The organism is Cystobacter fuscus DSM 2262 (assembly GCF_000335475.2).
In the GTDB taxonomy this organism is placed as follows: domain Bacteria; phylum Myxococcota; class Myxococcia; order Myxococcales; family Myxococcaceae; genus Cystobacter; species Cystobacter fuscus.
Window position 1 is genome coordinate 74,873 of the sequence record NZ_ANAH02000009.1, and the last position, 24,055, is coordinate 98,927.

Annotated in this window: 23 protein-coding genes; 14 read left to right on the top strand and 9 right to left on the bottom strand. The window is 69.6% G+C overall.

Going from position 1 to position 24,055, the window contains the following annotated elements; translation table 11 throughout:
• Window positions 1–5 precede the first annotated feature (5 nt).
• Window positions 6–587: a glycerol-3-phosphate 1-O-acyltransferase PlsY gene (gene plsY / locus D187_RS16625; protein ID WP_043430194.1), complete on the top strand. Its 582-nt coding sequence runs from the start codon at window positions 6–8 to the stop codon at window positions 585–587.
• On the opposite strand, the gene D187_RS16630 is transcribed toward plsY, so the two are convergent.
• Window positions 504–1,763: a THUMP domain-containing class I SAM-dependent RNA methyltransferase gene (locus D187_RS16630; RefSeq protein WP_002629163.1), complete on the bottom strand. Its 1,260-nt coding sequence runs from the start codon at window positions 1,761–1,763 to the stop codon at window positions 504–506. The genes plsY and D187_RS16630 overlap by 84 nt on opposite strands.
• Window positions 1,764–1,836: 73 nt before the next feature.
• Window positions 1,837–3,066, bottom strand: a complete 1,230-nt coding sequence (locus tag D187_RS16635; protein WP_002629162.1) for a multidrug effflux MFS transporter — start codon at window positions 3,064–3,066, stop codon at window positions 1,837–1,839.
• A gap of 106 nt (window positions 3,067–3,172) precedes the next feature.
• Here D187_RS16635 and D187_RS16640 point away from each other — a divergent pair, with 106 nt between their 5' ends.
• Window positions 3,173–3,994, top strand: coding sequence for an IclR family transcriptional regulator (locus D187_RS16640; protein WP_002629161.1), 822 nt, complete (start codon window positions 3,173–3,175; stop codon window positions 3,992–3,994).
• 9 nt (window positions 3,995–4,003) lie between these two features.
• Here the strand turns inward: D187_RS16640 and D187_RS16645 are convergent, their stop codons facing one another.
• Window positions 4,004–7,126 carry a DNA translocase FtsK gene (locus D187_RS16645; protein WP_002629160.1) on the bottom strand — a complete coding sequence of 1,041 codons (3,123 nt, stop codon included), beginning with the start codon at window positions 7,124–7,126 and terminating at the stop codon, window positions 4,004–4,006.
• A gap of 190 nt (window positions 7,127–7,316) precedes the next feature.
• Between D187_RS16645 and D187_RS16650 the strand changes: the two genes are divergently transcribed.
• The 6 genes from D187_RS16650 to D187_RS16675 all read left to right on the top strand — a co-directional run bounded on the left by D187_RS16650 (window position 7,317) and on the right by D187_RS16675 (window position 12,411).
• Window positions 7,317–7,646: a TFIIB-type zinc ribbon-containing protein gene (locus tag D187_RS16650; RefSeq protein WP_002629159.1), complete on the top strand. Its 330-nt coding sequence runs from the start codon at window positions 7,317–7,319 to the stop codon at window positions 7,644–7,646.
• A 23-nt stretch (window positions 7,647–7,669) separates the two neighbouring features.
• Window positions 7,670–7,957 (top strand): Asp-tRNA(Asn)/Glu-tRNA(Gln) amidotransferase subunit GatC, encoded by a 288-nt coding sequence (gatC, locus tag D187_RS16655; RefSeq protein WP_002629158.1) that lies wholly within the window; start codon window positions 7,670–7,672, stop codon window positions 7,955–7,957.
• Between the two features lie 4 nt (window positions 7,958–7,961).
• The gene (gene gatA / locus D187_RS16660; protein WP_002629157.1) at window positions 7,962–9,422 is read left to right on the top strand and encodes an Asp-tRNA(Asn)/Glu-tRNA(Gln) amidotransferase subunit GatA; all 1,461 of its coding nucleotides are present in this window, start codon (window positions 7,962–7,964) and stop codon (window positions 9,420–9,422) included.
• Window positions 9,423–9,442: 20 nt separating this feature from the next.
• Window positions 9,443–10,882 (top strand): Asp-tRNA(Asn)/Glu-tRNA(Gln) amidotransferase subunit GatB, encoded by a 1,440-nt coding sequence (gene gatB, locus D187_RS16665; RefSeq protein WP_002629156.1) that lies wholly within the window; start codon window positions 9,443–9,445, stop codon window positions 10,880–10,882.
• A 92-nt stretch (window positions 10,883–10,974) separates the two neighbouring features.
• The gene (locus tag D187_RS16670) at window positions 10,975–11,742 is read left to right on the top strand and encodes an oxygenase MpaB family protein (protein WP_155893396.1); all 768 of its coding nucleotides are present in this window, start codon (window positions 10,975–10,977) and stop codon (window positions 11,740–11,742) included.
• 120 nt (window positions 11,743–11,862) lie between these two features.
• Window positions 11,863–12,411 carry a hypothetical protein gene (locus tag D187_RS16675; RefSeq protein ID WP_002629154.1) on the top strand — a complete coding sequence of 183 codons (549 nt, stop codon included), beginning with the start codon at window positions 11,863–11,865 and terminating at the stop codon, window positions 12,409–12,411.
• A gap of 7 nt (window positions 12,412–12,418) precedes the next feature.
• On the opposite strand, the gene D187_RS16680 is transcribed toward D187_RS16675, so the two are convergent.
• Complete coding sequence (locus tag D187_RS16680; protein ID WP_002629153.1) at window positions 12,419–13,381, bottom strand: isopenicillin N synthase family dioxygenase; 963 nt, start codon at window positions 13,379–13,381, stop codon at window positions 12,419–12,421.
• Between the two features lie 52 nt (window positions 13,382–13,433).
• Window positions 13,434–13,787, bottom strand: coding sequence for a hypothetical protein (locus tag D187_RS16685; RefSeq protein WP_155893397.1), 354 nt, complete (start codon window positions 13,785–13,787; stop codon window positions 13,434–13,436).
• 238 nt (window positions 13,788–14,025) lie between these two features.
• Here D187_RS16685 and rplU point away from each other — a divergent pair, with 238 nt between their 5' ends.
• The 6 genes from rplU to D187_RS16715 all read left to right on the top strand — a co-directional run bounded on the left by rplU (window position 14,026) and on the right by D187_RS16715 (window position 19,181).
• The gene (gene rplU, locus D187_RS16690; RefSeq protein WP_002629151.1) at window positions 14,026–14,334 is read left to right on the top strand and encodes a 50S ribosomal protein L21; all 309 of its coding nucleotides are present in this window, start codon (window positions 14,026–14,028) and stop codon (window positions 14,332–14,334) included.
• A gap of 59 nt (window positions 14,335–14,393) precedes the next feature.
• The gene (gene rpmA, locus D187_RS16695; RefSeq protein ID WP_002629150.1) at window positions 14,394–14,660 is read left to right on the top strand and encodes a 50S ribosomal protein L27; all 267 of its coding nucleotides are present in this window, start codon (window positions 14,394–14,396) and stop codon (window positions 14,658–14,660) included.
• Between the two features lie 134 nt (window positions 14,661–14,794).
• Entirely contained in the window at window positions 14,795–16,198 is a 1,404-nt protein-coding gene (obgE, locus tag D187_RS16700) for a GTPase ObgE (RefSeq protein ID WP_043430199.1), read from the top strand.
• Between the two features lie 4 nt (window positions 16,199–16,202).
• A complete protein-coding gene (locus D187_RS16705) occupies window positions 16,203–16,892 on the top strand; it encodes a TrmH family RNA methyltransferase (protein ID WP_002629147.1) in 690 nt (229 codons plus the stop codon).
• Window positions 16,893–16,973: 81 nt separating this feature from the next.
• The gene (gene lolA / locus D187_RS16710; RefSeq protein WP_002629146.1) at window positions 16,974–17,723 is read left to right on the top strand and encodes an outer membrane lipoprotein periplasmic chaperone LolA; all 750 of its coding nucleotides are present in this window, start codon (window positions 16,974–16,976) and stop codon (window positions 17,721–17,723) included.
• 6 nt (window positions 17,724–17,729) lie between these two features.
• Entirely contained in the window at window positions 17,730–19,181 is a 1,452-nt protein-coding gene (locus tag D187_RS16715) for a hypothetical protein (protein ID WP_002629145.1), read from the top strand.
• 40 nt (window positions 19,182–19,221) lie between these two features.
• Here the strand turns inward: D187_RS16715 and rimO are convergent, their stop codons facing one another.
• The 4 genes from rimO to D187_RS16735 are packed head-to-tail and all read right to left on the bottom strand — an operon-like array spanning window position 19,222 to window position 23,912.
• Window positions 19,222–20,595, bottom strand: a complete 1,374-nt coding sequence (gene rimO / locus D187_RS16720; protein WP_245591754.1) for a 30S ribosomal protein S12 methylthiotransferase RimO — start codon at window positions 20,593–20,595, stop codon at window positions 19,222–19,224.
• Window positions 20,596–20,638: 43 nt separating this feature from the next.
• The gene (locus D187_RS16725) at window positions 20,639–21,751 is read right to left on the bottom strand and encodes a DOMON domain-containing protein (RefSeq protein WP_002629143.1); all 1,113 of its coding nucleotides are present in this window, start codon (window positions 21,749–21,751) and stop codon (window positions 20,639–20,641) included.
• A gap of 4 nt (window positions 21,752–21,755) precedes the next feature.
• Window positions 21,756–22,253 (bottom strand): YajQ family cyclic di-GMP-binding protein, encoded by a 498-nt coding sequence (locus D187_RS16730; protein WP_002629142.1) that lies wholly within the window; start codon window positions 22,251–22,253, stop codon window positions 21,756–21,758.
• 15 nt (window positions 22,254–22,268) lie between these two features.
• A complete protein-coding gene (locus D187_RS16735; RefSeq protein WP_002629141.1) occupies window positions 22,269–23,912 on the bottom strand; it encodes a ribonuclease J in 1,644 nt (547 codons plus the stop codon).
• Window positions 23,913–24,055: the final 143 nt, after the last annotated feature.

Genomic DNA, 24,055 nt, shown 5'->3' on the forward strand with positions numbered 1-24,055 from the left:
CCACCGTGCTCTCCTCCGCGCTCCTCCTGCTGGGCTACCTGGCTGGTTCCATCCCCTTCGGGGTGTTGCTCACCCGCTGGGTGAGGGGCGTGGACGTGCGCCAGAGTGGCAGCGGCAATATCGGCGCCACCAACGTCACCCGCGTGGCCGGCAAGAAGCTGGGCGCGGTGGTGCTCGTGCTGGATGCGCTCAAGGGCGCGCTCGCCGTGGGCCTCGCCCTGTGGCTCGTGCCCGGGGAGCCCCGCGTGCATGCCGCGGTGGGACTCGCGGCCTTCCTCGGCCACGTCTACCCGGTGTGGCTCAAGCTCCAGGGCGGCAAGGGCGTGGCCACCGCGCTCGGCGTGCTCGCGGTGCTCGTGCCCCTGGCGGCGCTGTCCGCGGCGTTCGTGTACGCGGGCCTCGTGGCCGCCTGGCGCGTGAGTTCCGTGGGCTCGCTGGCCGGCGGCGTCACGGCCGTCGTCGTCGCCGCCCTCACCGCCTCCTCGCTCGAATACGCCGGGCTCTCAGCCCTGCTCTTCGTCCTCATCCTCTGGACGCACCGGGGCAACATCCACCGGCTGCTGCGGCGCTCCGAGCGGCGCTTCTGAGCGCCTCTCCGAGTCCCGCACGGGGGGCCGCGTGTAGAAGGCCGGGTAGCCGAGCAGCGTGCACTCGATGGGGCCGTTCCACAGCTCCCGGCGGGTGCTCGGGCGGACGTGGAAGGCGCTCTCGAAGGCCGGGTTTCCCGAGAGCACGAACAGCCGCCAGCCCTTCTGCGCCCGGAGACTGTCGCCCAGCTTGAAGTAGAAGCTCTTCATCCCCTTCTGCCCCCCCGAGCCCAGGCGGTCTCCATAGGGCGGGTTGGTGAGCAGCAGGCCCGGAGGCTCGGGCAGGGCGGGCAGCTTCGTCGCGTCGCCCTCCTCGAGGCGGATCTCCTCCGCGAGCCGCGCCGCCTTCACGTTGCGCCGCGCCGCCTCGAGTGCCTCGGGATCCTTGTCGAAGCCGAGCAGCGGCACGGTCACCTTGCGCTCGTTGCGGCGGGCATCCGCGCGCAGGTCCTCGAGCAGCTCTCGCGCGCGGGCGCCCAGGTGCGGCCACTTCTCCACGGCGAAGTCCCGGGCGATGCCGGGCGCGCGCCGACGGGCGATGAGGCCGCCCTCGATGAGGATCGTCCCCGAGCCGCACATGGGGTCCACCAGGGCCTCCTCGCCGGTGTAGCCCGCGGCGCGCAGGAGGGCCGCCGCGAGCGTCTCCTTCATGGGCGCCGCGGTGGGGCGCACGCGGTAGCCCCGGCGGTGCAGGGGCTCGCCGCACAGGTCCAACGAGAGCGACAGCTTCTCGCGCACCAGGTGGGCCACCACGCGCACGTCCGGATTCTTCGGGTCCACGTCCGGCCGCGAGCCGCGCTTGTCGCGCATCCGGTCCACCACCGCGTCCTTCACCTTGAGCGCCACGAAGCCCGTGTGGCTGTGCTCGCTGTCCTTGAGCGTGGCCTCCACCGCGAAGGTCACCTCCGGCGTGAGGTGCTCCTCCCAGGGCACGCTGGCGACGGCGTCGTACAGGCCGTCCGCGCCCCGGGCCTCGAACTCCCCCAGCGGGTAGAGCACGCGCATGGCGATGCGCGACCAGAGACAGACCTTGAGGGCCTCGTCGAGCGAGGCCATGAAGCGCACGCCTCCCCGGTCCTGCCGGATGCGGCGCGCGCCGAGTTCCTTGAGTTCGTCGGCGAGGAGTTCCTCGGTACCGCGGGCCGTGGTGGCGAAGAGGGCGAGACGTTCAGCCATTCACCCGCCTTACCAAGCCGCCCCTCGCTTCACCACCTCATCCACACGGAAAGGCGGGGCGGCGCTCCCCCGCTCAGGCCTCGACGGGCAGGCCAGGGGACTCGGCCCGGCGCTCCTCGGGACGCACGAGGAGGACGTAGACGAGCAGGGCGGCGAGTGCGAAGCCCGCCATGACGCCCGTGACGGCGAGCGCGCTGCGTCCATCGAAGAACCAGGCCACGAGCGCGCTGGCGACCGCGCCCCCGAGCATCCGCAGCCCGCTGAGCACCGCCGAGGCCACGCCGGCGATCCTCGCCATGGGCTGGAGCGCCCCGTGCGTGGCGTTTGGCGCGATGAGCCCGATGCTGAAGTGGCACACGAAGAACACGGGCATGAGCGTGCCCAGGCGGGCCAGTCCGGCCAGGGTCATGAGCACGAGCACCAGGGCGCCGGTGACGCACAGGGCCATGCCCGCCTTCAGCAGCGTGGCGGCGGGCACGCCCCGGGCGCTCAGCCGCCCGTTGGTGAACGCGCCCGTCATCGACGCCACGGCGGTGATCGCGAAGCAGAGGCCGTAGACGGTGGGGGAGACGCCCAGCACGTCCATCAACACCAGGGACGAGCCGGAGATGTAGGCGAAGGCGCAGCCGAACGACAGGGCGTTGATGATGGAGTACCCGATGCTGCGCCGGTGGCGGAGCGCCTGCCCGTAGTCGCGCACGAGCCCCTTCACTGACAGGGTCGCCCCCGCCTCCCGCCGCGCGGATTCCCCGAGGCCGAGCCCCGCCGCCAGCAGGAGCACCACCCCGCCCGCGGCCAGCGTGGCGTAGATGAAGCGCCAGTGGGCCACCGTCAGCACCCAGGCGCCGATCGTGGGGGCCACCATGGGCGCGATGCCCATCACCAGGGTGACGTAGGACAGCCGGGCCCGCGCGGTCGCGCCCTCGAACAGGTCGCGGATGATGGCGAGCACCAGCACCGAGCCGGCTCCCGCGCCCGCTCCCTGGATGAAGCGCCAGAACAAGAGGACGGGCAGGGAGTGGGACGCGGTGCAGCCCACGCCGGCCACCACGAACACCGTGCAGCCGATCAGCAGCAACGGCCGCCGTCCATAGCGGTCCGACAGGGGCCCGTAGACGAGCGGTGCCAGGGCGAAACCCAGCATGAAGAGGCTCAGCGACAGCGAGGCCCCGGCCGACGTCGTCCCGAGGGACTGGGCCATGGCCGGGAGCGCCGGCAGTCCCATGTCGATGGAGAACGGCGGCAGCATGCTGAGCGCGCCCAGCAGCAGGGTGAAGGCGAAGGAACCAGGCCGGATTCGCAAGGGCATCCTCAAAAGGGGTGTATCGCGATGCGGTACAGTGTATTGTCAGGCGGTACATAAGTAGAAGCCCAGGGAGCGGGTGTCAATCCAAAGGCCCGAGGAGCCGATGACGGAGAAGGACGAGGCGGAGCGAGAGGAGGGAGGACGGCGGGGCGAGAGCATCCAGGTGATCGCCCGGGCCGCGGCCATCCTCCGGGCGCTGGCCGGCCAGGCGGAGGGGCTGAGCCTGGGGCAGATCGCGAAGCGGGTGGAGCTGCCCCGGTCGACGGTGCAGCGCATCGTCGGCGCGCTGGCGGCGGAGCAACTGGTGACGGTGGGCCGCACGGGCGAGGGCGTGCGGCTGGGGCCGACCCTGACGCTGCTGGCCGCCGCCGCCCAGACGGATCTGCCCTCCGTGGCGCAGCCGCACCTCGAGGCGCTCACGCGGCGCGTGCACGAGACGGTCAACCTGTCGGTCTTCCAGGGCAACCAGGCCGTCTGTGTGGCGGTCAGTCAGTCGGAACGGGAGCTGAGCGTGCGCTCCTCCCTGGGCAGCTCCTTTCCGCTGTACAGCACCGCCCATGGCAAGGCGCTGCTCGCGGAGATGTCGGACGAGGACGTCACCCGGCTCGTCGGCTCGAGTATCAAGCCGTTGACGGCGAACACGGTCCGCTCCCTGCCCGAGTTGCTGGTGCAACTGCGCGAGGTGCGCGAGCGGGGAATGGCCTTCGACCTCGGTGAGCGCACGGAGGGCATCTGTGCCGTCGGGGTCACGCTGCGGCTGGCGACCGGGCCCCGCTATGCCCTGTCGATACCGGTGCCCGCCCTGCGCTTCGAGGCGCAGCTCCCCGTGCTGCGTGAGGAGTTGCTGCGCTGCCGGGAGGACATCGAGGCCGCGGCGGGAGTGGCCCTGCGTCCCGCCGCGTCGTTCGTCGGAAAACCGGGGTAGGAGGGGGCCTCAGGCGCCCGCCATCTCGCCCAGGTTCCGGATGAGCACCTCGCGTGGCTTGGCCCCGTCCGCCGGGCCCACCACGCCATCGCGCTCCATGCGCTCGATCATTCGCGCCGAGCGGTTGTAGCCGATGCGCATCTTGCGCTGGAGCATGGAGATGGACACGGCCTTCATCTCGCTCACCGTGGCCAACGCCTGATCGTACAGCTCGTCGGACAGGTCGTCCTCCTCGCCGCCACCGCCCTCGCCGTCCTCGTCGCGCGGCTTGAGGATGGACTCGTCGTAGACGGGCTTGCCCTGGGCCTTGAGGTGGTCCACCGCCCCCTTAATTTCATTCTCGGAGACGTAGGCGCCGTGCACGCGCTGCAGGTGCGCGCTCGTGGGCGGCATGATGAGCATGTCGCCCATGCCCAGCAGGGCCTCGGCGCCCACCGTGCCCAGAATGGTCATCGAGTCCGGCTTGGAGCGCAGCATGAAGCTGATGCGCGTGGGGAAGTTGGCCTTGATGATGCCCGTGACGACGTCCGTGGACGGGCGCTGCGTGGCCACCATGAGGTGGATGCCGGCGGCGCGCGCCATCTGCGCCAGGCGCGCCACGTACGTCTCCACCTCGCGGCTGGCCACCATCATCAGGTCCGCCAGCTCGTCGATGATGACCACGATGTAGGGCAGCTTCTTCCACTCCTTCTTCTCCTCCTCGGGAGTGGAGGACTCGCCCGCGGCCTCGAGCGCGGCGTCCACCGCGTCGTCCATGCCGTCGTCGTCGTCCGCGTCCTCGGCGCCCTGCTGCTCGGGCGCGTCCTCGGACTCGGACAGGGCCTCGCGCACCTCCTCGTCGTCGTCGAAGCGGGGCGCGGCGACGCCCGGACCCGTGCTCGCGGCGGCGGCGGGCTCCTCGATGATGGCGTCCTCGGGGGTGGCCACGTCCACCACGAGCACCTTCTTGGGCTTCTTGGGCGCGGCGGCGGCCTTGCGCGGGGCGGCCTCGGTGGAGCGCGAGGCGCGCTCGGCCTCGGTCGTCTCCACGAGCTTGTTGAAGCCGGCGATGTTGCGCACGCCCGCCTCGGACAGCATCTGGTAGCGCCGCTCCATCTCCTCCACGGCCCAGCGCAGCGCGAGCGCCGCCTTCTTGGGATCCGTCACCACGGGCAGCAGCAGGTGGGGGATGCCCTCGTAGACGGACAACTCGAGCATCTTCGGGTCCACCATGATGAAGCGCACCTCCTCGGGCGTGGACTTGAGGAGGATGCTCATGATCATGGAGTTGACGGCCACGGACTTACCCGAGCCGGTGGTACCCGCGATGAGCAGGTGGGGCGCCTTGGCCAGGTCGAAGACGTACGGCATGCCCTCGATGTCCTTGCCCACGCACATGGTGAGCTTGCTGCTGGCCTTCTGGAACACGTCCTGCTCGGCGATCTCCTTGAGGTAGACCGTCTCGCGGTCGCGGTTGGGCACCTCGATGCCGACCACGCCCTTGCCGGGGATGGGGGCGACGATGCGCACGCGCATGGCCTCCATGGCCATGGCCAGGTCGTCCTGGAGCGCGGCGATCTTGCTCACCTTGATGCCGGGTCCCGGGAGGAACTCGTACATGGTGACCACGGGGCCGGGACGGATCTCCACCACCTCGCCGGTGATGCCGAAGTCGGCGAGCTTGGCGCGCAGCTTCTCCGCGGTGGTGAGGAAGGCGTCCTTGTCGAGCGCCGAGCGCTCCTTCTTCTCGATGGCGAGCACGTCCATCGGCGGCAGCGAGAAGCTGGTGCGGCCCCCCACGAACTGGAACTCGTGCTCCTTCTTCTTGACCACGGCGGTGGGCTTGGGCGGGGCCTTGGGCTCCACGATGAGCGGGGTGCGCGCCGCCTGGGGGGCCGCGGGCGCGGCCGGAGCGGGCACGATCGCCGCGGGCGAGGCGAGCGCCAGGGCGGACGCGGCGGGCGACGGAGCCGGAGCCTCGGCCTCGGGGGACTCGGTGAGTGCCTCCGCGGCCGGGCCGGTGACGATGTTGGGTGCCTTGCCTCGCTTGCCCTTGGCGGCGTCCGCGGGAGACGGCTGGGGCGCGGTGGGCACGGCGTTGGCGGCCCCCGAGGGGGACAGGAAGGAGGCCCACACCGGATCCGCGCCGGGCGCGGGCCTGGCGGCGGCGGTGGGAGCCGTCGGGGCGGTGACGATGTTGGGGACGTGAGCGGGGGCGTCGGCGGCCTTGGCGCGCGCGTCGCGGGCGGCGTCCTTGGCCTCCTTGGCGGTCTTCTTCGCGAGCGCCAGGCGCTCCTTCTCCTCCTGACGCGCCAGGCGCAGGGCCTCCTCGGCCATGAGCTCCTCCTCGGCGGCCTCGGCCTCGGCGACGAGCTGCTCGGCCTCCTCCAGCTCCGCCTCCTCCTGCTCGATCTGCGCGAGGAAGGCGGCCTCCTCCTCATCCTCCTGGGCGGCGCGCTCCTTGCGCTCCTTGTAGGACTCCTTCTGCTGCTCCCAGAAGGCGAGGGCGGCGGCCTCCACCCGCTGGCCGAACGCGCACGCCCCGCTCCACGCGAGCGAGCACAGCTTGAGGAAGGTGTACTGGGTGCCCACGATGAGGGCCGCGGCGCACACGGTGGTCACCAGGATGATGGTGCCCACGGTGGAGAAGAGGCCGACCAGCAGCCCCCCGAGCGTGGCGCCGATGAAGCCGCCGGGCGGATGGGCCTGGCCGGGCTGGTTGCCGATGAAGAGCTGGGCGAGCACCGCGCCGCTCAGGGTGAGCAGCACGAGCGCCACCATCTGCGGCCAGCGGCGCCGCTCGCGGTTGCCCACGAAGACGATCATGGCGGCGTAGAGCCCACACAGGGGCAGCAGATACGCCCAGAAGCCGAGCAGGCCGCGCAGCTGGTCGGCGATGAGGTGGCCGATGGGGCCCACCGCGTTCTGGTAGTTCGTTCCCCGGCGGTCCTTCGCGTTGAAGGTGGCCACCGACACCAGTGACAGCACCGAGACCGCCATCAGGAACAGGCCGACGAGGGCCTTGCGGCCGGGACCCGCCTCGACGCCGCCACCTCCCCGCTTGGCCTTCTTTTCCGCGAGCGCCTTGCGGCGCGTGGCGATCTCCTGCCGCGAAAGGACGGTCTTTTCCCCTCTGGCCTTCCGTTCCGCCATGACTTTGCTCACACTCTCCGTAGCTGCCTGTAGCAGCCGACGGCCGGAGTGTAGGGAGGGCAGGGGGGCGGTCAATTTTCCGGCGGTCCATCCCCGGGGGCGCCGGCGTGACTACTTTGGAGCACCGGGACGGGGCGGAGCATGTATCTTGCGCCCCCGCTGCGTATCCTCACCCCAGGAGTCCTGGATCATGGCCCACACGGACAAGCCCTCCACCAACGAAGACGATTACTTCGCCCAAGAGGAGATCGAGCAGAAGCGCAAGCTGGCCCACCAGCAGGCCCAGGCCCTGGCCGCCCAGCAGCGCGAGGAGCTCAAGAAGCTGCACTTCATGAAGTGCCCCAAGTGCGGCATGGATCTGCACAAGCTCACCAAGGGCGACGTGGAGATCGACACGTGCTTCAACTGCCACGGCGTCTTCCTGGACTCGGGCGAGCTGGAGCGGCTGCAGGCGCACATGGCGCACGAGAAGGACGGCCGGTGGATGGGCGCCATCCTCAACCTCTTCAAGAACAAGTAGTCCCGCGCGGGAGCGACCGGTCCATGAAGCTCTCTGTCGAGCAGGTCCGCCATGTGGCCACTCTCGCCCGCCTCTCCCTGTCTCCGGGGGAGGAGGAGCGCTATGCCGAGCAGCTCTCCGCCGTGCTCGACGCGGTGGCGCAGCTGCAGGAGCTGGACGTGAGCGGAGTGGAACCCACCTCCCATGCCACGCTCGCCGCCTCGCTGTTGCGCGAGGACGAGCCGCGGCCCTCGCTGCCTCCGGACCGGGCGCTGGCCAACGCGCCTGCCCGGGGAGGCACCAGCTTCGCCGTCCCGAAGATCCTGGAGTGACGCCATGTCGTTGACCGACCTCACCCTCCTGGAGCTGGCGGCGAAGCTGGCCTCGGGCGAGATCAGTTCCGTGGAAGCCACGCGCGCGTGCCTGGCGCGCATCGCGCAGGTGGACGGGAAGGTGAAGGCCTTCCTGCGGCTGGACGAGCACGGGGCCCTGGCGGCCGCCGAGGCCAGTGACGCGCGCCGCGTCACGGGCACGCGGCTGGGGCCGCTGGATGGCGTGCCGGTGGCCGTCAAGGACATCTTCCTCACCGAGGGGGTGGAGACCACGTGCGCCTCGCGCGTGCTCCAGGGCTTCGTGCCCCCCTATGACGCCACGGCGGTGCGGCTGCTCAAGCAGGCGGGCATGCCGGTGGTGGGCAAGCTCAACCAGGACGAGTTCGCCATGGGCTCGTCCAACGAGTCGAGCGCCTATGGCCCGTGCCACAACCCGTGGGATTTGACGCGCACGCCGGGAGGCTCCTCGGGCGGCTCGGCGGCGGCGTTGGCGGCGCGCGAGGTGTTCGGCACGCTGGGCACGGACACGGGCGGCTCCATCCGCCAGCCGGCGGCGCTCACCAACACCGTGGGCCTCAAGCCCACCTACGGGCGGGTGTCGCGCTACGGCGTCATCGCCTACGCCTCGTCCCTGGACGCTCCCGGCCCCATGGCCCGCACGGTGGGGGACGTGGCCGCGCTGCTGCAGGTGCTCGCGCGGCATGATCCGCTCGACTCCACGTCGGCGCTGGTGGACGTGCCGGACTACTCCGCGGACCTGGAGCACGGGGTGGCGGGGCTGCGCCTGGGCGTGCCGCGCGAGTACTTCGTCGAGGGCATGGATCCGGAGGTGGAGGCGTCGGTGCGCGCGGCGCTCGAGACCTACGAGAAGCTCGGCGCCACGCTGGTGGACGTGTCCCTGCCCCACACGAAGTACGCGCTGGCCACCTATTACCTGCTGGCCCCGGCGGAGGCGTCGAGCAACCTGGCGCGCTACGACGGCGTGCGCTACGGCTTCCGGGCGCGCGAGGGCCGGGGGCTCAAGGAGATGTACGGCCAGACGCGCGAGCAGGGCTTCGGCGCCGAGGTGAAGCGCCGCATCATGTTGGGCACCTACGCGCTGTCGGCGGGCTACTACGACGCCTACTACGTGCGGGCCCAGAAGGTGCGCACGCTCATCCGCGAGGACTTCTCGCGGGCCTTCGCGCAGGTGGACGCGTTGTTGACGCCCACCTCGCCCGTGCCGGCGTTCAAGCTGGGCGAGAAGGTGGATGACCCGCTGTCCATGTACCTCATGGACGTGTGCACGCTGCCGTGCAACCTGGCGGGGCTGCCCGGGCTGTCCTTGCCGTGCGGTTTCACCAAGGCGGGCCTGCCCATCGGCCTGCAGCTCATGGGTCGGCCGTTCGACGAGGCGAAGCTGCTGCGCATCGGCCGCGCCTTCGAGCGCGAGCATGACTTCACGCGCCGCCTGGCGCCTGTTTGAGAACCCTTGTCGGAGACGCCATGTCCCTGAGCGATTTCCAGCCGGTCATCGGGCTCGAGGTCCATGCCCAGCTTCTGACGCACACGAAGATCTTCTGCGGCTGCTCCACCTCGTTCGGGGCGGCGCCCAACCACCACACGTGCCCCGTGTGCCTGGGGCTGCCCGGGGTGTTGCCGGTGCTCAACACGCGCGTGGTGGAGTTCGCCATCCGCACGGGCCTGGCGCTCGGGTGCACGGTGAAGAAGACGAGCGTGTGGAGCCGGAAGAACTACTTCTATCCGGACCTGCCCAAGGGCTATCAGATCACCCAGTTCGATCAGCCCATCTGCGAGTGGGGCCAGCTCTCCATCGACACGCCCGAGGGAGAGAAGCTCATCCGCGTGCGCCGCATCCACATGGAGGAGGACGCGGGCAAGAGCGTGCACGACGCCTCGGCGAGCGAGAGCCTGGTGGACCTCAACCGCGCGGGCGTGCCGCTCCTGGAGATCGTCAGCGAGCCGGACCTGCGCAGCGCGGACGAGGCGGTGGACTACCTCAAGGCGCTGCGCGACGTGCTGGTGTACCTGGGCGTGAACGACGGCAACATGGAGGAGGGCTCGTTCCGCTGCGACGCCAACGTATCGGTGATGCGCAAGGGCGCCACCGTGTATGGCCAGCGCGTGGAGCTCAAGAACATCAACTCGTTCCGCTTCGTGAAGCAGGCCATCGAGTACGAGATCTCCCGGCAGGTGGACCTGCTGGAGACGGGTGGGAAGATCGATCAGGAGACGCGGCTGTACGACCCCAACCGGGGCGAGACGCGCTCGATGCGCTCGAAGGAGGAGGCGCACGATTACCGCTACTTCCCCGAGCCGGACCTGCCGCCCTTGCACGTGACGGACGCGCAGCTCGAGGCGGCGGCCCAGGCGCTGCCGGAGCTGCCGCGGGCGAAGGTGTCGCGCTTCATGAGCCAGTACGGCCTGCCCGCGTACGACGCGAAGATCCTCTGCGCCGAGCGCCCGCTCGCGGACTACTTCGAGGCGGTGGCGCAGCACTTCAAGGACTACAAGCGGCTGTCGAACTGGTTCCTCGGCGAGCTGCTGCGGCTGCTCAAGGACGAGGGCGGCACCGTCACCACGCTGCGCTTCTCGACGGTGCAGTTCTCGAACCTGCTCACGGCGGTGGAGAAGGGGACCATCTCGGCGAACGCGGGCAAGGACGTGTTCGGGGAGATGTTCCGCACGGGCAGGGAGCCCGAGGCCATCATCGCGGACAAGGGGCTCGCGCAGGTGAGCGACACGGGCGCCATCGAGGCCGTGGTGGACGACATCCTCGCGAAGAACGCGGGCGAGGTGGAGAAGTACCGGGCGGGCAAGAAGCAGATCTACGGCTTCTTCGTGGGCCAGGTGATGAAGGCCATGAAGGGCAAGGGCAACCCCGCCCTGGTGAACGACCTGCTCAAGAAGAAGCTGGGCGAGTAATCCAGCGGGGGGTGTTGAGAAGCGGACGGGGGGAGCCCATTCCGAGCCGGACGGTCTTTTCTTCACAAGCTGGATAAACGTGAATGTCGGGGATGAGCACTTTTACCCTCGAGAATTCGATCGTTCGGAAGATCTGGGGTGACGCCGACGTCATCCTGCTCCTCTTCGCGGGAGCCGCGGCGGAGTACTCGTTGCATCGCTCCGTGGATTGGCTGGCCTTCACGGGCTCCATCCTGAAGGATCCGATCGGGCGCATCTTCGCGACGGTGGCGTTCGCCCAGGACATCGCCTTCAGCAGCGTCCAGAAGTCCAACGCGAAGCTGGCGCAGATCAACGCCATCCACAAGGCGGTCGAGCGCAAGCGGGGCATGTCGATGCCGGACTGGGCGCACCGGGACGTCCTGTACCTCGTGCTGGACTATTCGGAGCGGGCCTTCACCCTGGTGCACCGGCCACTCACCGCCGAGGAGCAGGAGGGCATCTACCAATACACCCGGAGGATCGGCGAGGGGCTGGGGATGCGCGGCCTGCCCGCGAGCTACCCGGAGTGGCGGCGGCACCGCAACACGATCATCTCCGAGAATCTGGTGTACAGCGACTACACCCGGGAGTTGATGAAGTCGTTCCGGAGGGATCTGGGTCCGTGGCGCTTCCAGTTGCTCCTGCAGGCCCAGGGCCTCATCACGCCCGAGCCCGTGCGCAACCTGCTCGGTCTGAATCCGCTTCCGGGGCTGAACCAGGCGCTCCAGCTCTACCGGTTCCTGGTGGCGAGTGGCCTGCGGGGCATCATCCAGAAGACGCTCATCCCCCCGGATCATCTGTCGGCCGTCCAGTCGCTCGACCTGTCGAGGGCGGCCTGAGTCCAGGGCCTCGCCACGTCGTGGTGGACCGCTCGCCGAGCGGAGAGCCGGGCGGGGTGCGATGAGGGGCTGTCCGCGTACCTATCCTTGAGGGGCGGTTCGTTTCTCAAGGAGACGCTCATGGATCTCACCCCTGACTGGCACAAGAAGACCCCCCGGGAAGCCGTTCCCGTTCCCCTCGCTGTGAGCGAGAGCCGCAAGGGCCTCTGGGACAAGAGCGCGGCGGCGGGCATCCCCGCCATGCCCCTGTTCGGCGTGCTGCCCCTGCGCCGGCTCATCCCGCAGGACATCCACTCACTGCTGGACTACCAGGGCGCGCTGAGCGTGCTGGGCGCGGGGTTGTTGTCCCGTTGCGCCGTGGCCCGCGCTGCCGGCGTGGTGCTGGGGTGCGTGGGCCTGAGCGTGTCGCTGCTCACCGACTACCGGCTGAGCCTGCGCAAGCTCATCCCCATCGAGGTACACGAGTGCATCGACCACGTGTGGAGCCTGAAGGTCATCGCCGCGCCCTTCCTCCTGGGCTACTCGCGCCGGAGCCGGTGGACCACGGTGGTGAACGTCGTGGTGGGGGCGAGCACCATCCTCGGCTCGCTCTTCACGGACTACCGGGCGCAGCGGGGCGTGCAGTGGGGCAAGGGGCACGTGACGGACCTCGGCCCCGTGGGCGGGTGAGCCCGGGCTACTTGAGCAGGCCGATCTCCCGCAGCCGCTGCTTGAGGAAGGCGTCGGCGGTGATGGGGGGCTCGCCCGGCTTGTCCGGGGTGACGGTGCTCGGCAGTGGCGCGAGCACGCACTCCGGATAGGGGTGGACGAAGAAGGGCATGGAGTAGCGCGTGTTGTCCTCGGCGGGCGAGGGCGGGTTGACCACGCGGTGGGTGGTGGCGGGGATGACGCCGTTGGTGATGCGGCTGAGCATGTCGCCCGAGTCCACGACGATCTGCCCGCGCAGCGTGTCCACGGGGATCCACTCGCCATCGCGGGTGAGGATCTCCAGGCCCGACGCGGTGCCCTCGCACAGGAGGGTGATGAGGTTGATGTCCTCGTGCTCGGCGGCGCGCACCGCGCCCGGGACGAACCTGTCCTTGAGGGGCGGGTAGTGGATGACGCGCAGCACGGAGGTACCGTCCTGGGCCATGTCGCTGAAGGCGGTGCGCTCGATGCCGAAGTACTCGGCGATGGCTTGCAGCATCACCGCCGCCGCCTCGTCGAGCGCGCGGTAGAGGTCGAGCGTGTTGGCGCGGAAGGAGGAGACCTCCTCGGGCCAGATGTTGTGGGCGGCGAGCGCGGGGCTGCGCGGGTGGCCCGGGGGCAGGTCGCGCCCCACGTGCCAGAACTCCTTGAGGTCGCCCACGGTGCGGTTCTTCGCGTGCTCGCGGCCGAAGGGCGTGTAGCCGCGCTGTCCGCCGAACTCGGGCACGTGGTAGCGCTGCTTGATGGCCTCGGGCTGGCGGAAGAACGCCTCCACGTCCGCGTAGGTGCGCCGGATGAGCCCGTCGTCGATGCCGTGGCCCTCGACGGAGACGAACCCGAACTCCTGGAGGGCCTCTCCGAAGACCCGGACGAAGCGGGCGCGCTCCTCGGCGGTGCCGGAGCGGTAGTGGGACAGATTGACGAGGGGGATGCGGCGGGCGGAACGAGACATGGCGCGCGCACTCTACGCGACTCGGCGGGGAGGGCGTGATCCCCGGGCGGCCCTAGAAGATGGCGGCCTCGCAGGCGTTGCTCGGGGCCCGGTCGTCGCAGCGCGTGATGCCCTCGAGGAAGGAGTCCTTCTCGTCCGCCTGGCAGGTGTCCAGCCTCTGGTAGCACTCCACCTGCTCGTCGAGCTGTCCGAGGTCCTCGGCGTCGCACGCGGCCTGGTGCTGCTCGCAGTGCTCCGGATCGAAGGCGGGCAGCGGGGAGTGATCCAGACAGCGCTGGGCCTTGCGCTCCACGGCGGCGTAGGCCCTGGCGAGCTCCTGGCAGGTGGAACCCCGGCACCCGCCGAGCAGCACCACCGTCAGCAGGAGCGGCCAGGCAGGGGAGGGAGGGGCCGGGCGTGATCCCACGAGGGGGGACGCCGAGGCGTAAGGACGTGTAGGCTGGGGCGGTGGGCTCGCCCTGGGGACGGAGGGGGGAGCGGTCTTCACGTCGGGTATGTGCGCTGATCCCGCCATCCGCCTTGACTCCCCTGGGCTTCTCCCGTAGATCGAGCGCCCTTTGCATATAGGACGGGTTTTTCAGTCGTCCGAAATGCTCGCCGGTCTTATACGGGTTGAATCAACCCGGACAACCAGGGGTTCGACGATGTACGCAGTCATTCGCACGGGCGGCAAGCAGTACCGCGTGGCCGAGGGCGATGTGCTCCGGATCGAGAAGGTCTCGGGGGACGTTGGCGCCGAGGTGACCTTCAACGACGTCCTGTTGCTCGGTGGGTCCGACAGCCCGAAGGTGGGGCAGCCGACCGTGTCGGGCGCGAAGGTGCTGGGCAAGATCCTCGCCCAGGACAAGCACCGCAAGGTGCTGCACTTCCGCAAGGAGAAGGAGGGCTGGACGCGCCGCCGCGGCCACCGTCAGCCCTACACCGAGGTCAAGGTCACCTCCATCTCCGGCTAGTCCGGAACCCACATCCCGGAGCGCCTTGGGGCGCGCCGGCAGCCACAGGAATCAGTGTCATGGCACATAAAAAGGGACAGGGTTCTTCCCGCAACGGTCGCGACTCCAATCCGCAGTACCGCGGAGTGAAGGTGTACGCGGGCGAGACGGTGAGCGCGGGCAGCATCCTCGTGCGTCAGCTCGGTACGGTCATCCACCCGGGCGCCAACGTGAAGCTGGGGCGTGACTACACGCTCTTCGCCACGGTGGACGGGGTCGTGAAGTACGAGCGTCAGGGGCGGGACCGCAAGAAGGTCTCCGTCTATCCGGCCCAGGCGAGCGCCTGAGTTCAGGCGTCGTCTGAAGTGGAGGCCCGCGACTGGCGGGTCTCCTGGCTGCCTCGCGAGCGGGTCGCTCCCGGTCCATGCGCCTCTGGGTGCTGGACGTGGAGGCGGCCCGTTCCGCGTTTCGAGGGTCTGGGATGAAATTCGTTGATGAAGTCCGCATCCAGGTGAAGGCCGGGGACGGAGGTCACGGTGCCGTGGCCTTCCGCCGGGAGAAGTACATCGACCGTGGTGGCCCCAATGGCGGCGACGGGGGCAATGGCGGCTCGGTCATCTTCCAGGCCGATCCCCAGCTCACCACGCTGCTGGACTACCGGTATCAGCAGCACCACCGGGCCAAGAGCGGCGAAGGTGGCATGGGCAACGACTGCAACGGCCGCTCGGCGGAGGACCTGGTGCTCCGGGTGCCCGTGGGCACGCTCATCCGGGACGAGGACACCGGCGAGGTGCTGGCGGACTTCAATGATCCGGGCCAGAAGGTCGTGGTGTGCAAGGGCGGCCGGGGCGGCCTGGGCAACATGAACTTCGCCACCTCCACGCGGCAGACGCCGCGCTTCGCCCAGGACGGCACGCCGGGCGAGGAGCGCACCCTGCGCCTGGAGCTCAAGCTGTTGGCGGACGTGGGGCTGTTGGGCTTTCCCAACGCGGGCAAGAGCACGCTCATCTCCATAGTGAGCCGGGCCCGTCCGAAGATCGCCAACTATCCGTTCACCACGCTCGTGCCCAACCTGGGCCTGGTCCAGTACAAGGACGGCCTGTCCTTCGTGATGGCGGACATCCCCGGCATCATCGAGGGCGCCAGCGAGGGCGTGGGTCTGGGGCACCAGTTCCTGCGGCACGTGGAGCGCTGCAAGGTGCTCATCCACCTGCTGGACATGGGCACGGAGACCGAGGATCGGGATCCGCTGCGCGACTTCGACACGCTCAACACGGAGCTGCGCAAGTACAGCGAGGAGCTCTCGCACAAGCCCCAGGTGGTGGCGCTCAACAAGCTGGATCTTCCACACGCGCTGGAGCGTCAGGAGTCCGTGACGCGCGAGCTGCAGCGGCGCGGCATCGCCGTGTTCCCCATCTCGTGCGCCACGGGCCTGGGCATGCAGCCGCTGCTGGACACGGTGGCCGAGGTGCTCTTCACCGGCCGCACGGACAAGTTGCAAGTGGAGAGGCCGCCGGCGCCTCGGGCGGAGAAGAAGGTCAGCGCGAAGGTCGCCAGGAAGGCCCCGGCTCGCGAGGCGCCCGTGAAGAAGGCGGCGGCCGCGAAGAAGGCCACGAAGACGGCCTCCGCCAAGAAGGCGCCCGTGAAGAAGGCGGCGGCGAAGAAGGCTCCGGCCAAGAAGGGCGCCGTGAAGAAGGTGGCGGCGAAGAAGGCTCCGGCCCGGAAGGCGCCCGCGAAGAAGGCGGCGGCGAAGAAGGCTCCGGCCAAGAAGGGCGCCGTGAAGAAGGTGGCGGCGAAGAAGGCGCCCGTGAAGAAGGCGGCGGCGCGGACGGTCCGGAGCGGGGCGGGCAAGGCGTCTGGAGCGGCTCGCCGCCGGAGGGCCTGACGCGATGGCGGGCGGAGGTCCTCGTTACGAGAAGCTCGACAGGGCGCCGATCGATCCGGAGTCGCTCCTGCTCGACGTGCGCAAGGAGAAGATCGACAAGGTCATCTCCCAGCGCACGCGCACCTTCACCATCGTGTTGGATCGGCTGGAGGACAGCTTCAACATGGCGGCGGTGATGCGCACCTGCGAGGCCAATGGCCTCCAGGAGGTGCATGTCATCGTCAACCCGGCGGCGCCCTTCATGCCCAACTCGCGGGTGGCCCAGGGCTGCGACAAGTGGCTCGACGTGAAGATCTACCGGGACTTCGCCTCGTGCCGCGCGGCCCTCAAGGCGCGGGGTTTCTCCCTGTACGCGTCCGCCATCCGCGAGGACGCCACCAGCCTGTACTCCATGCGCTTCGACTCGAAGATCGCGCTCATCTTCGGCAACGAGCGTGATGGCGTGAGCCCGGAGGTCCTGGCGGGCTCGGATGGGACGTTCTGGATTCCCATGCGCGGCTTCAGCCAGAGCCTCAACATCTCGGCGGCGGCGTCGGCGTGCGTCACCCGGGCGATCTCCTGGCGCGAGGAGCACCTCGGACGTGTGGGCGATCTGACGGAAGGCGAGGCGCAGGAACTGCGCGAGCGCTTCTATGTGCTCGCCGTGAAACAACGGAAGAAGATCTTCAAGAAGGCGCCTCCGTCCTCGCCTTGAATGCCCGTCCGGGGCGACCCGTCGACAGGAACAGATGCATCCCGTGGGCGTTCCCGCCCACCCAAGGAGAGAGCTTCGACCATGCACCTGCAGACGCTGCTCATGACCCTGCTCGCCGCCCCGGTGACCCCTGCGCCGGCCACGGCCCCCGCACCCAAGGCGGCCGTCCAGGCGCCCGCCCAGCAGGCGGCCGCTCCCGCCGCGGCGCCCAAGGCGCCCGAGAAGAAGGCGATGACTCCCGAGGTGAAGGACCTGGTGGAGCGGATGCAGGCCTTCTACGAGAAGACGCAGGACTTCTCGTCCGACTTCAAGCAGGACTACAAGTACAAGGCCCTGCGGCGCACCCAGTCCTCGTCGGGCACGGTCATCTACAAGAAGCCCGGCCTGATGCGTTGGGAGTACGAGAAGCCCTCCAAGCGCACCTTCGTGCTGGCGGGCGAGAAGGTGTACGCGCACGACCCCGAGGCCCAGACGTTGAGCGTGGGCCGGATCGACACGAGCCAGCTGTCCGCCTCGGTGACGTTCCTCTTCGGCAAGGGACGGCTCGCGGACGAGTTCACCATCACCAAGGGCGAGTGCAAGGACTGCAAGGGCACGCTGCTGGTGTTGGACCCGGCCAAGACGGAGCCTCGCTTCCGCCAGGTGCGCCTGGAGGTGGATCCCAAGACGGCGCAGGTGCTCAAGAGCACCGTGGTGGATCCGGACGGCAGCGAGAACGCCATCGCCTTCCTCAACCTGAAGACGAACGTGGGCATCGACGAGGCGCGCTTCAAGATCAACCCGCCCGAGGGCACGCGCATCGACGATCTCTCCAAGATGATGCCCAAGTAGCCCACCATGGCACGCGCACGTCTCGCGGCCCTGTCGCTGCTGCTCGCCGGCTGTCACCAGGCCGCTCGGCCCGTCGCCACCGAGACGCCGGGCACCCTCGTGGGCCAGACGCTGCCCCTGTTGCCCTCGCCCCACCTGCGGCTGGTGGTGGAAGGGCACTTGAATGGCCGCGCGATGCCGGTGGTGCTGGACGTGGCCCGCGCGCTCTCCGCGGTGTCCTCGGGGTGCTGGGATGAGAAGCGGCCCGTGCCCCCCGTCACGGGCATGGCGCGCGTACCGGATGTCTACGCCAGCCTCGGGGGCCTGCGCGACTGGCCCCTGGTGCGCGTCTCGGGGCTGCGCGTGGGCGGCGTCCTCCTGGGTCCTCGCGGCATGGGCCTCACCGGGGAGCAGGCCTGCGCGGTGACGCTCGGGGCGGATCTGCTGGCGCCCTATGCCTTCACGGTGGATCCCCTGCGCCGGGAGGTCTCCTTCGAGAAGACCCGTCCCCGCGATGCCTGGCTGGCCGAGGCCGCCTCCGCCGGACCCGAGTCGGTCGAGGAGGTGCAGGTGCTCGAACTGACCCGCGAACCCGTGGGGGACTGGCCGCTGCTGGCGGCGCGGGTGACGCAGGGCGAGTCCGTCCTCACGGGACCCTTCGTGCTGGGCACGCGTGAGCCCTTCTCGCGGCTCGCCCTGGGGCCCGCGGAGGCGCAGGGGCTGCATGGCCTGGAGACCACGGCCGGACTGCCCCCGAGGGCCTTCCTGGTGGACGGGGTGGAGGTGTCCTCGGGCGTGGGCGTGGCGCCGCTGGTGGTGGAGGCCGGGGTGGGGTGGAAGAACCCGACGACGCTGGGCCGCCTGGGCGCGGACGTGTGGGGCCGCTTCCGCGCCACGGTGGACGTGCAGGGCAGCACGCTGGTGCTGCGGCGGCCCCGCGTGGTGAGTGTCGAGGGCCATCAGCGCTGTGTGCGTCCGGGGGCCTCGGCCTCGCCGGAGGAGCCTCGCGAGGAGGCGTGTTTCGCGCTGCACGTGCGGCGGGGCGCGGGAGAGCGCACGGCCGTCACGGGGGCGGTGTTCCGGGATCTCCCCGGCGGCGGGCGGGTGCACCTGGAGCCGCTGGGCGAGGATGGCAAGCCCCTGTCGCTGGAGTGCCAGGTGGGGTTCTCGTTCCCGCCCACCAGCCGAGGCGTGACGACGCAGCACCTGGTGCCGTGGCCGAAGCTGGCGCAGTCCATGCCCGAGTGCGCGGAGGCCTTGCGGTCCGTGCGCGGCTACGCCCTGGCGCTCTTCGAGGAAGGGCCCGTCGCCGAGTGCCCCAACGCATGTGTCTTCGTGCACCAGCCGAGCACCCGGCGCACCGTGTGCGAGTGCCAGCCCACGCCCCTGGGCGACGGGGCCGTGGTGCTCCAGCGGAGCAACATCCCCAAGCCGCCGACGAAGAGAGAGCGCGAGCTGGAGCCCGAGGATCCCCACTGACGCCGCCTCGAGGGGCGGCGCCGGGTCTCACTCGGGGCGGTTAGCGCGGAGCCGCCGCTACCGGCAGCGGGAAGGACTCGCGGGGCTTGAGCACCCGATCCTTGGGGTTGGGCCGCTCGACCACCTTGCCCACCAGGTCGTAGTCGTGCGCCTCGGTGATCTCCAGGGTGACGAACTCGCCCGGGTAGGCGAGGCCATCGTTGATGTACACCTGCCCGTCGATCTCCGGCGCCTGACCCTCGTGGCGGCCCACCAGCAGGTGCTCGGACTCCTCGCTGGGGCCCTCCACCAGGACTTCAATGCGCTGGCCCACGAGCTTCTTGTTCTGCTCGCGGTTGATGCGCTTCTGGATGGCCATCACCTCGCGCCAGCGCCGCTCGATGGTCTGCTTGGGCACCTTGTCCGCGTAGTCGTACGCCGCGGTGCCTTCCTCGTCCGAGTACTGGAACACGCCCAGCCGCTCGAAGCGCTGCTCCTTCACGAACTCCTTGAGCAGCTCGAAGTCCTCTTCCGTCTCGCCCGGCAGGCCGACGATCATCGAGGTGCGCATCACCAGCCCCGGCACCCGGGCGCGCAGCTTGACGAGCAGCTCCTTGAGGAACTTCGAGTCCCGGCCACGCTTCATCGACAGGAGCAGCTTGTCGCTCGCGTGCTGCAGCGGCATGTCCAGATAGCGGGCGATCTTCTTCTCCGTGGCCATCAGCTCGATGAGCTCGTCGGTGAAGACGCGCGGGTAGGCGTAGTGCAGGCGGATCCACTTCACGTCCACCTTCACCAGCTCGCGCAGCAAGTCGTGCAGCTTGGGGCGGCCCGGCAGATCGTGCCCGTAGGCCGTCAAGTCCTGCGCCACCAGGTTGAGCTCCTGCACGCCCGAGTCCGCGAGCTTGCGCGCCTCGGCGACCACGTCCTCGATGGTGCGCGAGCGCTGGCCGCCGCGCAGCGTGGGGATGATGCAGAAGGCACACGCGTTGTCGCAGCCCTCGGAGATCTTCAGATAGGCCGTGTACGACGGCATCGAGTTCTCACGCGGCGTCTGCGCGTTGTGGATGTAGTCCGGGTCCGGAATCACCTGACGGGGGCTGGCCTCGGCGGCGAGCAGGTCGCCGATCTGCGCGTAGGCGCTGGTGCCGAGGAAGTGGTCCACCTCGGGCATCTCCTTGGAGAGCTCGGCGCCGTAGCGCTGCGACAGACAGCCGGTGACCACGAGCGTGCTGCACGCCCCCGTCTTCTTCAGCTCGGCCATCTCGAGGATGGAGTCCACGGACTCCTGCTTGGCGGGGCCGATGAAGGCGCAGGTGTTGACGACGATGACCTCGGCGACGCTGGGATCCTGCACCAGCGAATACCCCCGCTGCTTGAGGGTGCCGAGCATCACCTCGGAGTCCACCCGGTTCTTCGGGCAGCCGAGGGTCATCATGTAGAGATTCTTGTTTTCAGAAGGGGCGTGCACGGGACTCCTACCGCATTCCAAGTTCGGTCCGCTCGAAGTGATCCTCACTCCAGGCGAAGTTGACGGTCGGGCCGTTCGAGTAGCTGATGCTCAACGAGCCCGTTTCATCCAATTCCAGGGACGTGGCACGTCCCAGGGCGCAGGTGGCGGCCGGCCACTCGAGCACCCGCTGCGCCGTCTTTCCCTTCACCAGGTAGACCCCCAGGCGCAACTCCTTCTCCGAGTCACAGGTGCCTCCGGCGTAGGGGTTCACCCCCGAGAGCACCAGCACGAGGGGCTTGCCCCCGGGCAGGGTGAGCGTCTCCGGGACATTCACCCCGGCCTCGCTCGCCTTGAACGGCCGGGGGGCGACGAGGGATTCCAGCGAAGCGGGCGTCAGGGGTGCGTCTGCCTCCACCCAGGACGGGTAGTGGAGCACGCCGTAGCCGAGCCAGCCTCCCGCGCGGCCTTCCAGCCCCGTCACGCCCTCGGGCGGCTTGAGCTTGAGGCCCCTGCGGAACTCCTCCGGCAGCCGGAGCACCTCGCCCACCATGCCGCCGCTCTTGCAGTTGGAGACGGCGGGCGGCTGGGCGCCGGTGTCCACGTCGTCGTAGGTGAGGCACAGGTCGAGGTTGAGCGCGTCCACGGCGGGAATGCGCGGCAGGGCCCGGGCGGGGATGGCCACCTCGAAGACGAGCCGGTCGTCCTGGCGCTGCACGCCCACGTCCACCAGCTTCTGGGCGAACGCGGAGGTGCCGCTGTCGGGCGGCGAGGCGCGCTTGCCGTCGAAGGCGAAGCGGAAGACATGGCCGCTCGCGGTGGCGCCCGCGTCCGGGAAGAAGAGGGTGAGGGTGAGCACATCCCCGGACTGGGGCTGATCATCCGTGGCCTCCACGCCCACGTAGAGCGTCTCCTTGCGCCAGCCCACGCGCGCGGTGAACGACGCGCTCGCGGCCGGGTCCGCCGGGGACTTGAGGGTGAGCGTGGCGGGGAGGTCCTTGAGGTTGCCGTCCAGCTTGGGCTCGCGGCCGAGCGCGGGCACCGCCTTCACCTGGCGCGGCTTGGGCTCGGAGGACTCCTGGGCGGCGGCCGACAGGGGGCACAGCGCCGCGATCACGGCGGACACGAGGAGGGGGCGCATGGCGTCAGTCCCGGAAATTGGTGAACTGCATGTCCAGCTTCAGCCGATCCGCCTCGCGGCGGAACAGGGCGATGGCCTCCTGGAGGTCATCTCGGTTCTTGCCCGTCACCCGGAGCTGGTCCGCCTGGATGGAGCCCTGCACCTTCATCTTGGAGTCCTTGAGCAGCTTCACCAGCTCCTTGGACTTCTCCACGGGGATGCCCTGCTGCAGCTTGATGAGCTGCTTGCAGTTGGACAGGCCCGTCTTCTCGATGGGCTCGTACTCCAACGCCAGCAGGGAGATGCCGCGCTTGGCGAGCTTGGCCAGGAGCACTTCCTTGGCCGTCTGCACCCGGTCCTCGGTGTTGGCCTTCACCGTGAGCGACGTCTTGTCGGGGGCCAGCACGATGTCCGCCTGGGCGCCCTGGAAGTCGTAGCGCGTGGTGATTTCCTTCTTGGCCTGATTGACCGCGTTGTCGAGCTCGGCAAGGTCGATTTTGGAGACGACGTCGAAGGATGGCATGGCTGGGGCCGCTTATCACACCTTGAGGACCATCGGCACCACCACCGGCCGCTTGGTGCTGTGGAGCCGGAAGGCCCGCCGCACCGCCTTCACCAGCTCCTCCCTCACCCGGGCGTCGTCCCCTCTCAGCTCCCGTGACATCTCCAGGAAGAAGCCCCGGGCGTCCTCCGCCACCCGCGCGAGCAGCACCTGCTCGTCCAGGTTGAGCCCCTGCGACGTGAGCTGGGGGCCCGTCAGCACGTTGAGGCTCGCCCGCTCGATGACGAGCGCCGCCACGATGATGCCCGTCTCGGCCAGCCGGGTGCGCTCCTGGAGGACCTCCGGCGTCACCTGCCCCTGGCCGAAGCGATCCCGGTAGATGCGCCCGGTGGGCACACTGCCGGCGAAATGCCCCCGGCCCTCCTCGAACGCGAGCAGGTCCCCATCCTGCGCCAGCAGGAGCCGCTCGGGGGCGAGCCCACACTCCCTCGCCGTGGTCAGATGTCGGTGCAGGTGGTGGTACTCCCCATGGATGGGGACGAAGTTCTTCGGGCGCACCAGCTCCAGCACGCGCCTCTGCTGGGGCTGGCTCGCGTGGCCGGACACGTGCACTCCGGGCTCCAGCTCTGGGTAGACGACGCGGGCGCCGCGCCACAGGAGCTGATCGATGAGCCCGGACACGGCGCGCTCGTTGCCGGGGATGGCGCGGGCGCTCAGCACGACGAGGTCATCCGGACCCAGGCGCAGGGGGCCCTCTCCCGCGGCGAGCTGGGACAGTCCGGCGCGGGGCTCGGCCTGGGAGCCGGTGGCGAGCACCAGGGTGCGCTCGGGGGGGAGCACGGCGGCGTGCTCGAGCGGGACGAAGAGCGAGTCGGTGACGCCGGGCAGGTAGCCCAACTCGCGCGCCATCTCGATGTTGCGCATCATGCTGCGGCCGAGCGGCACCACGCTGCGCTCGAGCTTCTGGGCGAGCTCCAGCACATGCCGCACGCGGTGCAGGTTGGAGGCGAACATGCCCACCACGATGCGGCCCTTCACGTCCCGGAAGAGCCGCTCGAAGGTGCGCTCCACGTCGCGCTCGCTGCCCGTCTCATGGGTGCGCTCGGAGTTGGTGGAATCGGACAGGAGACAGAGCACGCCCTCGTCTCCCAGCTCGCCCCAGCGCTCCAGGTCCGTGCGCAGGCCGTCGATGGGGTCTGGGTCCAACTTGAAGTCCCCGGTGTGGATGACGGGGCCCTCGGGGGTGCGGACGATGTAGCCCACGGCGTCGGGCACGGTATGGGTGACGCGGCAGGCCTCCACGGTGAAGTGGTTGCCCACGGGGAAGGGATGGCGCGGCTCGATCTCCCGCAGGTCCGCCTCCACGCCCAACTCGTGGAGCCGGTGGCGCAGCATGCCGAGCGTGAAGCGCGTGGCGTAGACGGGGACCTTCACCTCGTTCAGGAGGAAGGGCAGGGCGCCGATGTGGTCCTCATGGCCGTGGGTGAGCACGATGCCTTTGAGGAGCGAGGCGTTCTTTCGCAGGTGGGTGAAGTCCGGGACGATGACGTCCACGCCCTGATTGCCCACCGGCGGGAACATCAAGCCACAGTCGATGAGAAGCATCTCCCCGCGGCAGGCGATGACCATCGCGTTGAGGCCAATCTCTCCGAGCCCACCCAGGGGGATGACGTGGAGCATGTTCCTACATCATAAGAGCTGGGGGCCAGGCTGGCCGCAGGAATTTGCTCTCCCCCTTGCTCGGGGAACGAGCCCACTGCGGAGGGGAGGACTTCGAGGGACGGATGCCGTGACGCGCCCCTGGCGCTCCCTGGCGGGACGAA

Bases quoted from the DNA above. Each gene is read 5' to 3' on its own strand.
- D187_RS16630 (WP_002629163.1), bottom strand. From the start codon at position 1,763: ATGGCTGAACGTCTCGCCCTCTTCGCCACCACGGCCCGCGGTACCGAG.
- rplU (WP_002629151.1), top strand. From the start codon at position 14,026: ATGTACGCAGTCATTCGCACGGGCGGCAAGCAGTACCGCGTGGCCGAG.
- D187_RS16670 (WP_155893396.1), top strand. From the start codon at position 10,975: ATGAGCACTTTTACCCTCGAGAATTCGATCGTTCGGAAGATCTGGGGT.
- D187_RS16680 (WP_002629153.1), bottom strand. From the start codon at position 13,381: ATGTCTCGTTCCGCCCGCCGCATCCCCCTCGTCAATCTGTCCCACTAC.
- rimO (WP_245591754.1), bottom strand. From the start codon at position 20,595: ATGACCCTCGGCTGCCCGAAGAACCGGGTGGACTCCGAGGTGATGCTC.
- D187_RS16645 (WP_002629160.1), bottom strand. From the start codon at position 7,126: ATGGCGGAACGGAAGGCCAGAGGGGAAAAGACCGTCCTTTCGCGGCAG.
- D187_RS16675 (WP_002629154.1), top strand. From the start codon at position 11,863: ATGGATCTCACCCCTGACTGGCACAAGAAGACCCCCCGGGAAGCCGTT.
- D187_RS16730 (WP_002629142.1), bottom strand. From the start codon at position 22,253: ATGCCATCCTTCGACGTCGTCTCCAAAATCGACCTTGCCGAGCTCGAC.
- gatA (WP_002629157.1), top strand. From the start codon at position 7,962: ATGTCGTTGACCGACCTCACCCTCCTGGAGCTGGCGGCGAAGCTGGCC.
- gatB (WP_002629156.1), top strand. From the start codon at position 9,443: ATGTCCCTGAGCGATTTCCAGCCGGTCATCGGGCTCGAGGTCCATGCC.
- D187_RS16650 (WP_002629159.1), top strand. From the start codon at position 7,317: ATGGCCCACACGGACAAGCCCTCCACCAACGAAGACGATTACTTCGCC.
- D187_RS16715 (WP_002629145.1), top strand. From the start codon at position 17,730: ATGGCACGCGCACGTCTCGCGGCCCTGTCGCTGCTGCTCGCCGGCTGT.
- D187_RS16725 (WP_002629143.1), bottom strand. From the start codon at position 21,751: ATGCGCCCCCTCCTCGTGTCCGCCGTGATCGCGGCGCTGTGCCCCCTG.
- gatC (WP_002629158.1), top strand. From the start codon at position 7,670: ATGAAGCTCTCTGTCGAGCAGGTCCGCCATGTGGCCACTCTCGCCCGC.
- D187_RS16705 (WP_002629147.1), top strand. From the start codon at position 16,203: ATGGCGGGCGGAGGTCCTCGTTACGAGAAGCTCGACAGGGCGCCGATC.
- rpmA (WP_002629150.1), top strand. From the start codon at position 14,394: ATGGCACATAAAAAGGGACAGGGTTCTTCCCGCAACGGTCGCGACTCC.
- D187_RS16640 (WP_002629161.1), top strand. From the start codon at position 3,173: ATGACGGAGAAGGACGAGGCGGAGCGAGAGGAGGGAGGACGGCGGGGC.
- D187_RS16735 (WP_002629141.1), bottom strand. From the start codon at position 23,912: ATGCTCCACGTCATCCCCCTGGGTGGGCTCGGAGAGATTGGCCTCAAC.
- lolA (WP_002629146.1), top strand. From the start codon at position 16,974: ATGCACCTGCAGACGCTGCTCATGACCCTGCTCGCCGCCCCGGTGACC.
- obgE (WP_043430199.1), top strand. From the start codon at position 14,795: ATGAAATTCGTTGATGAAGTCCGCATCCAGGTGAAGGCCGGGGACGGA.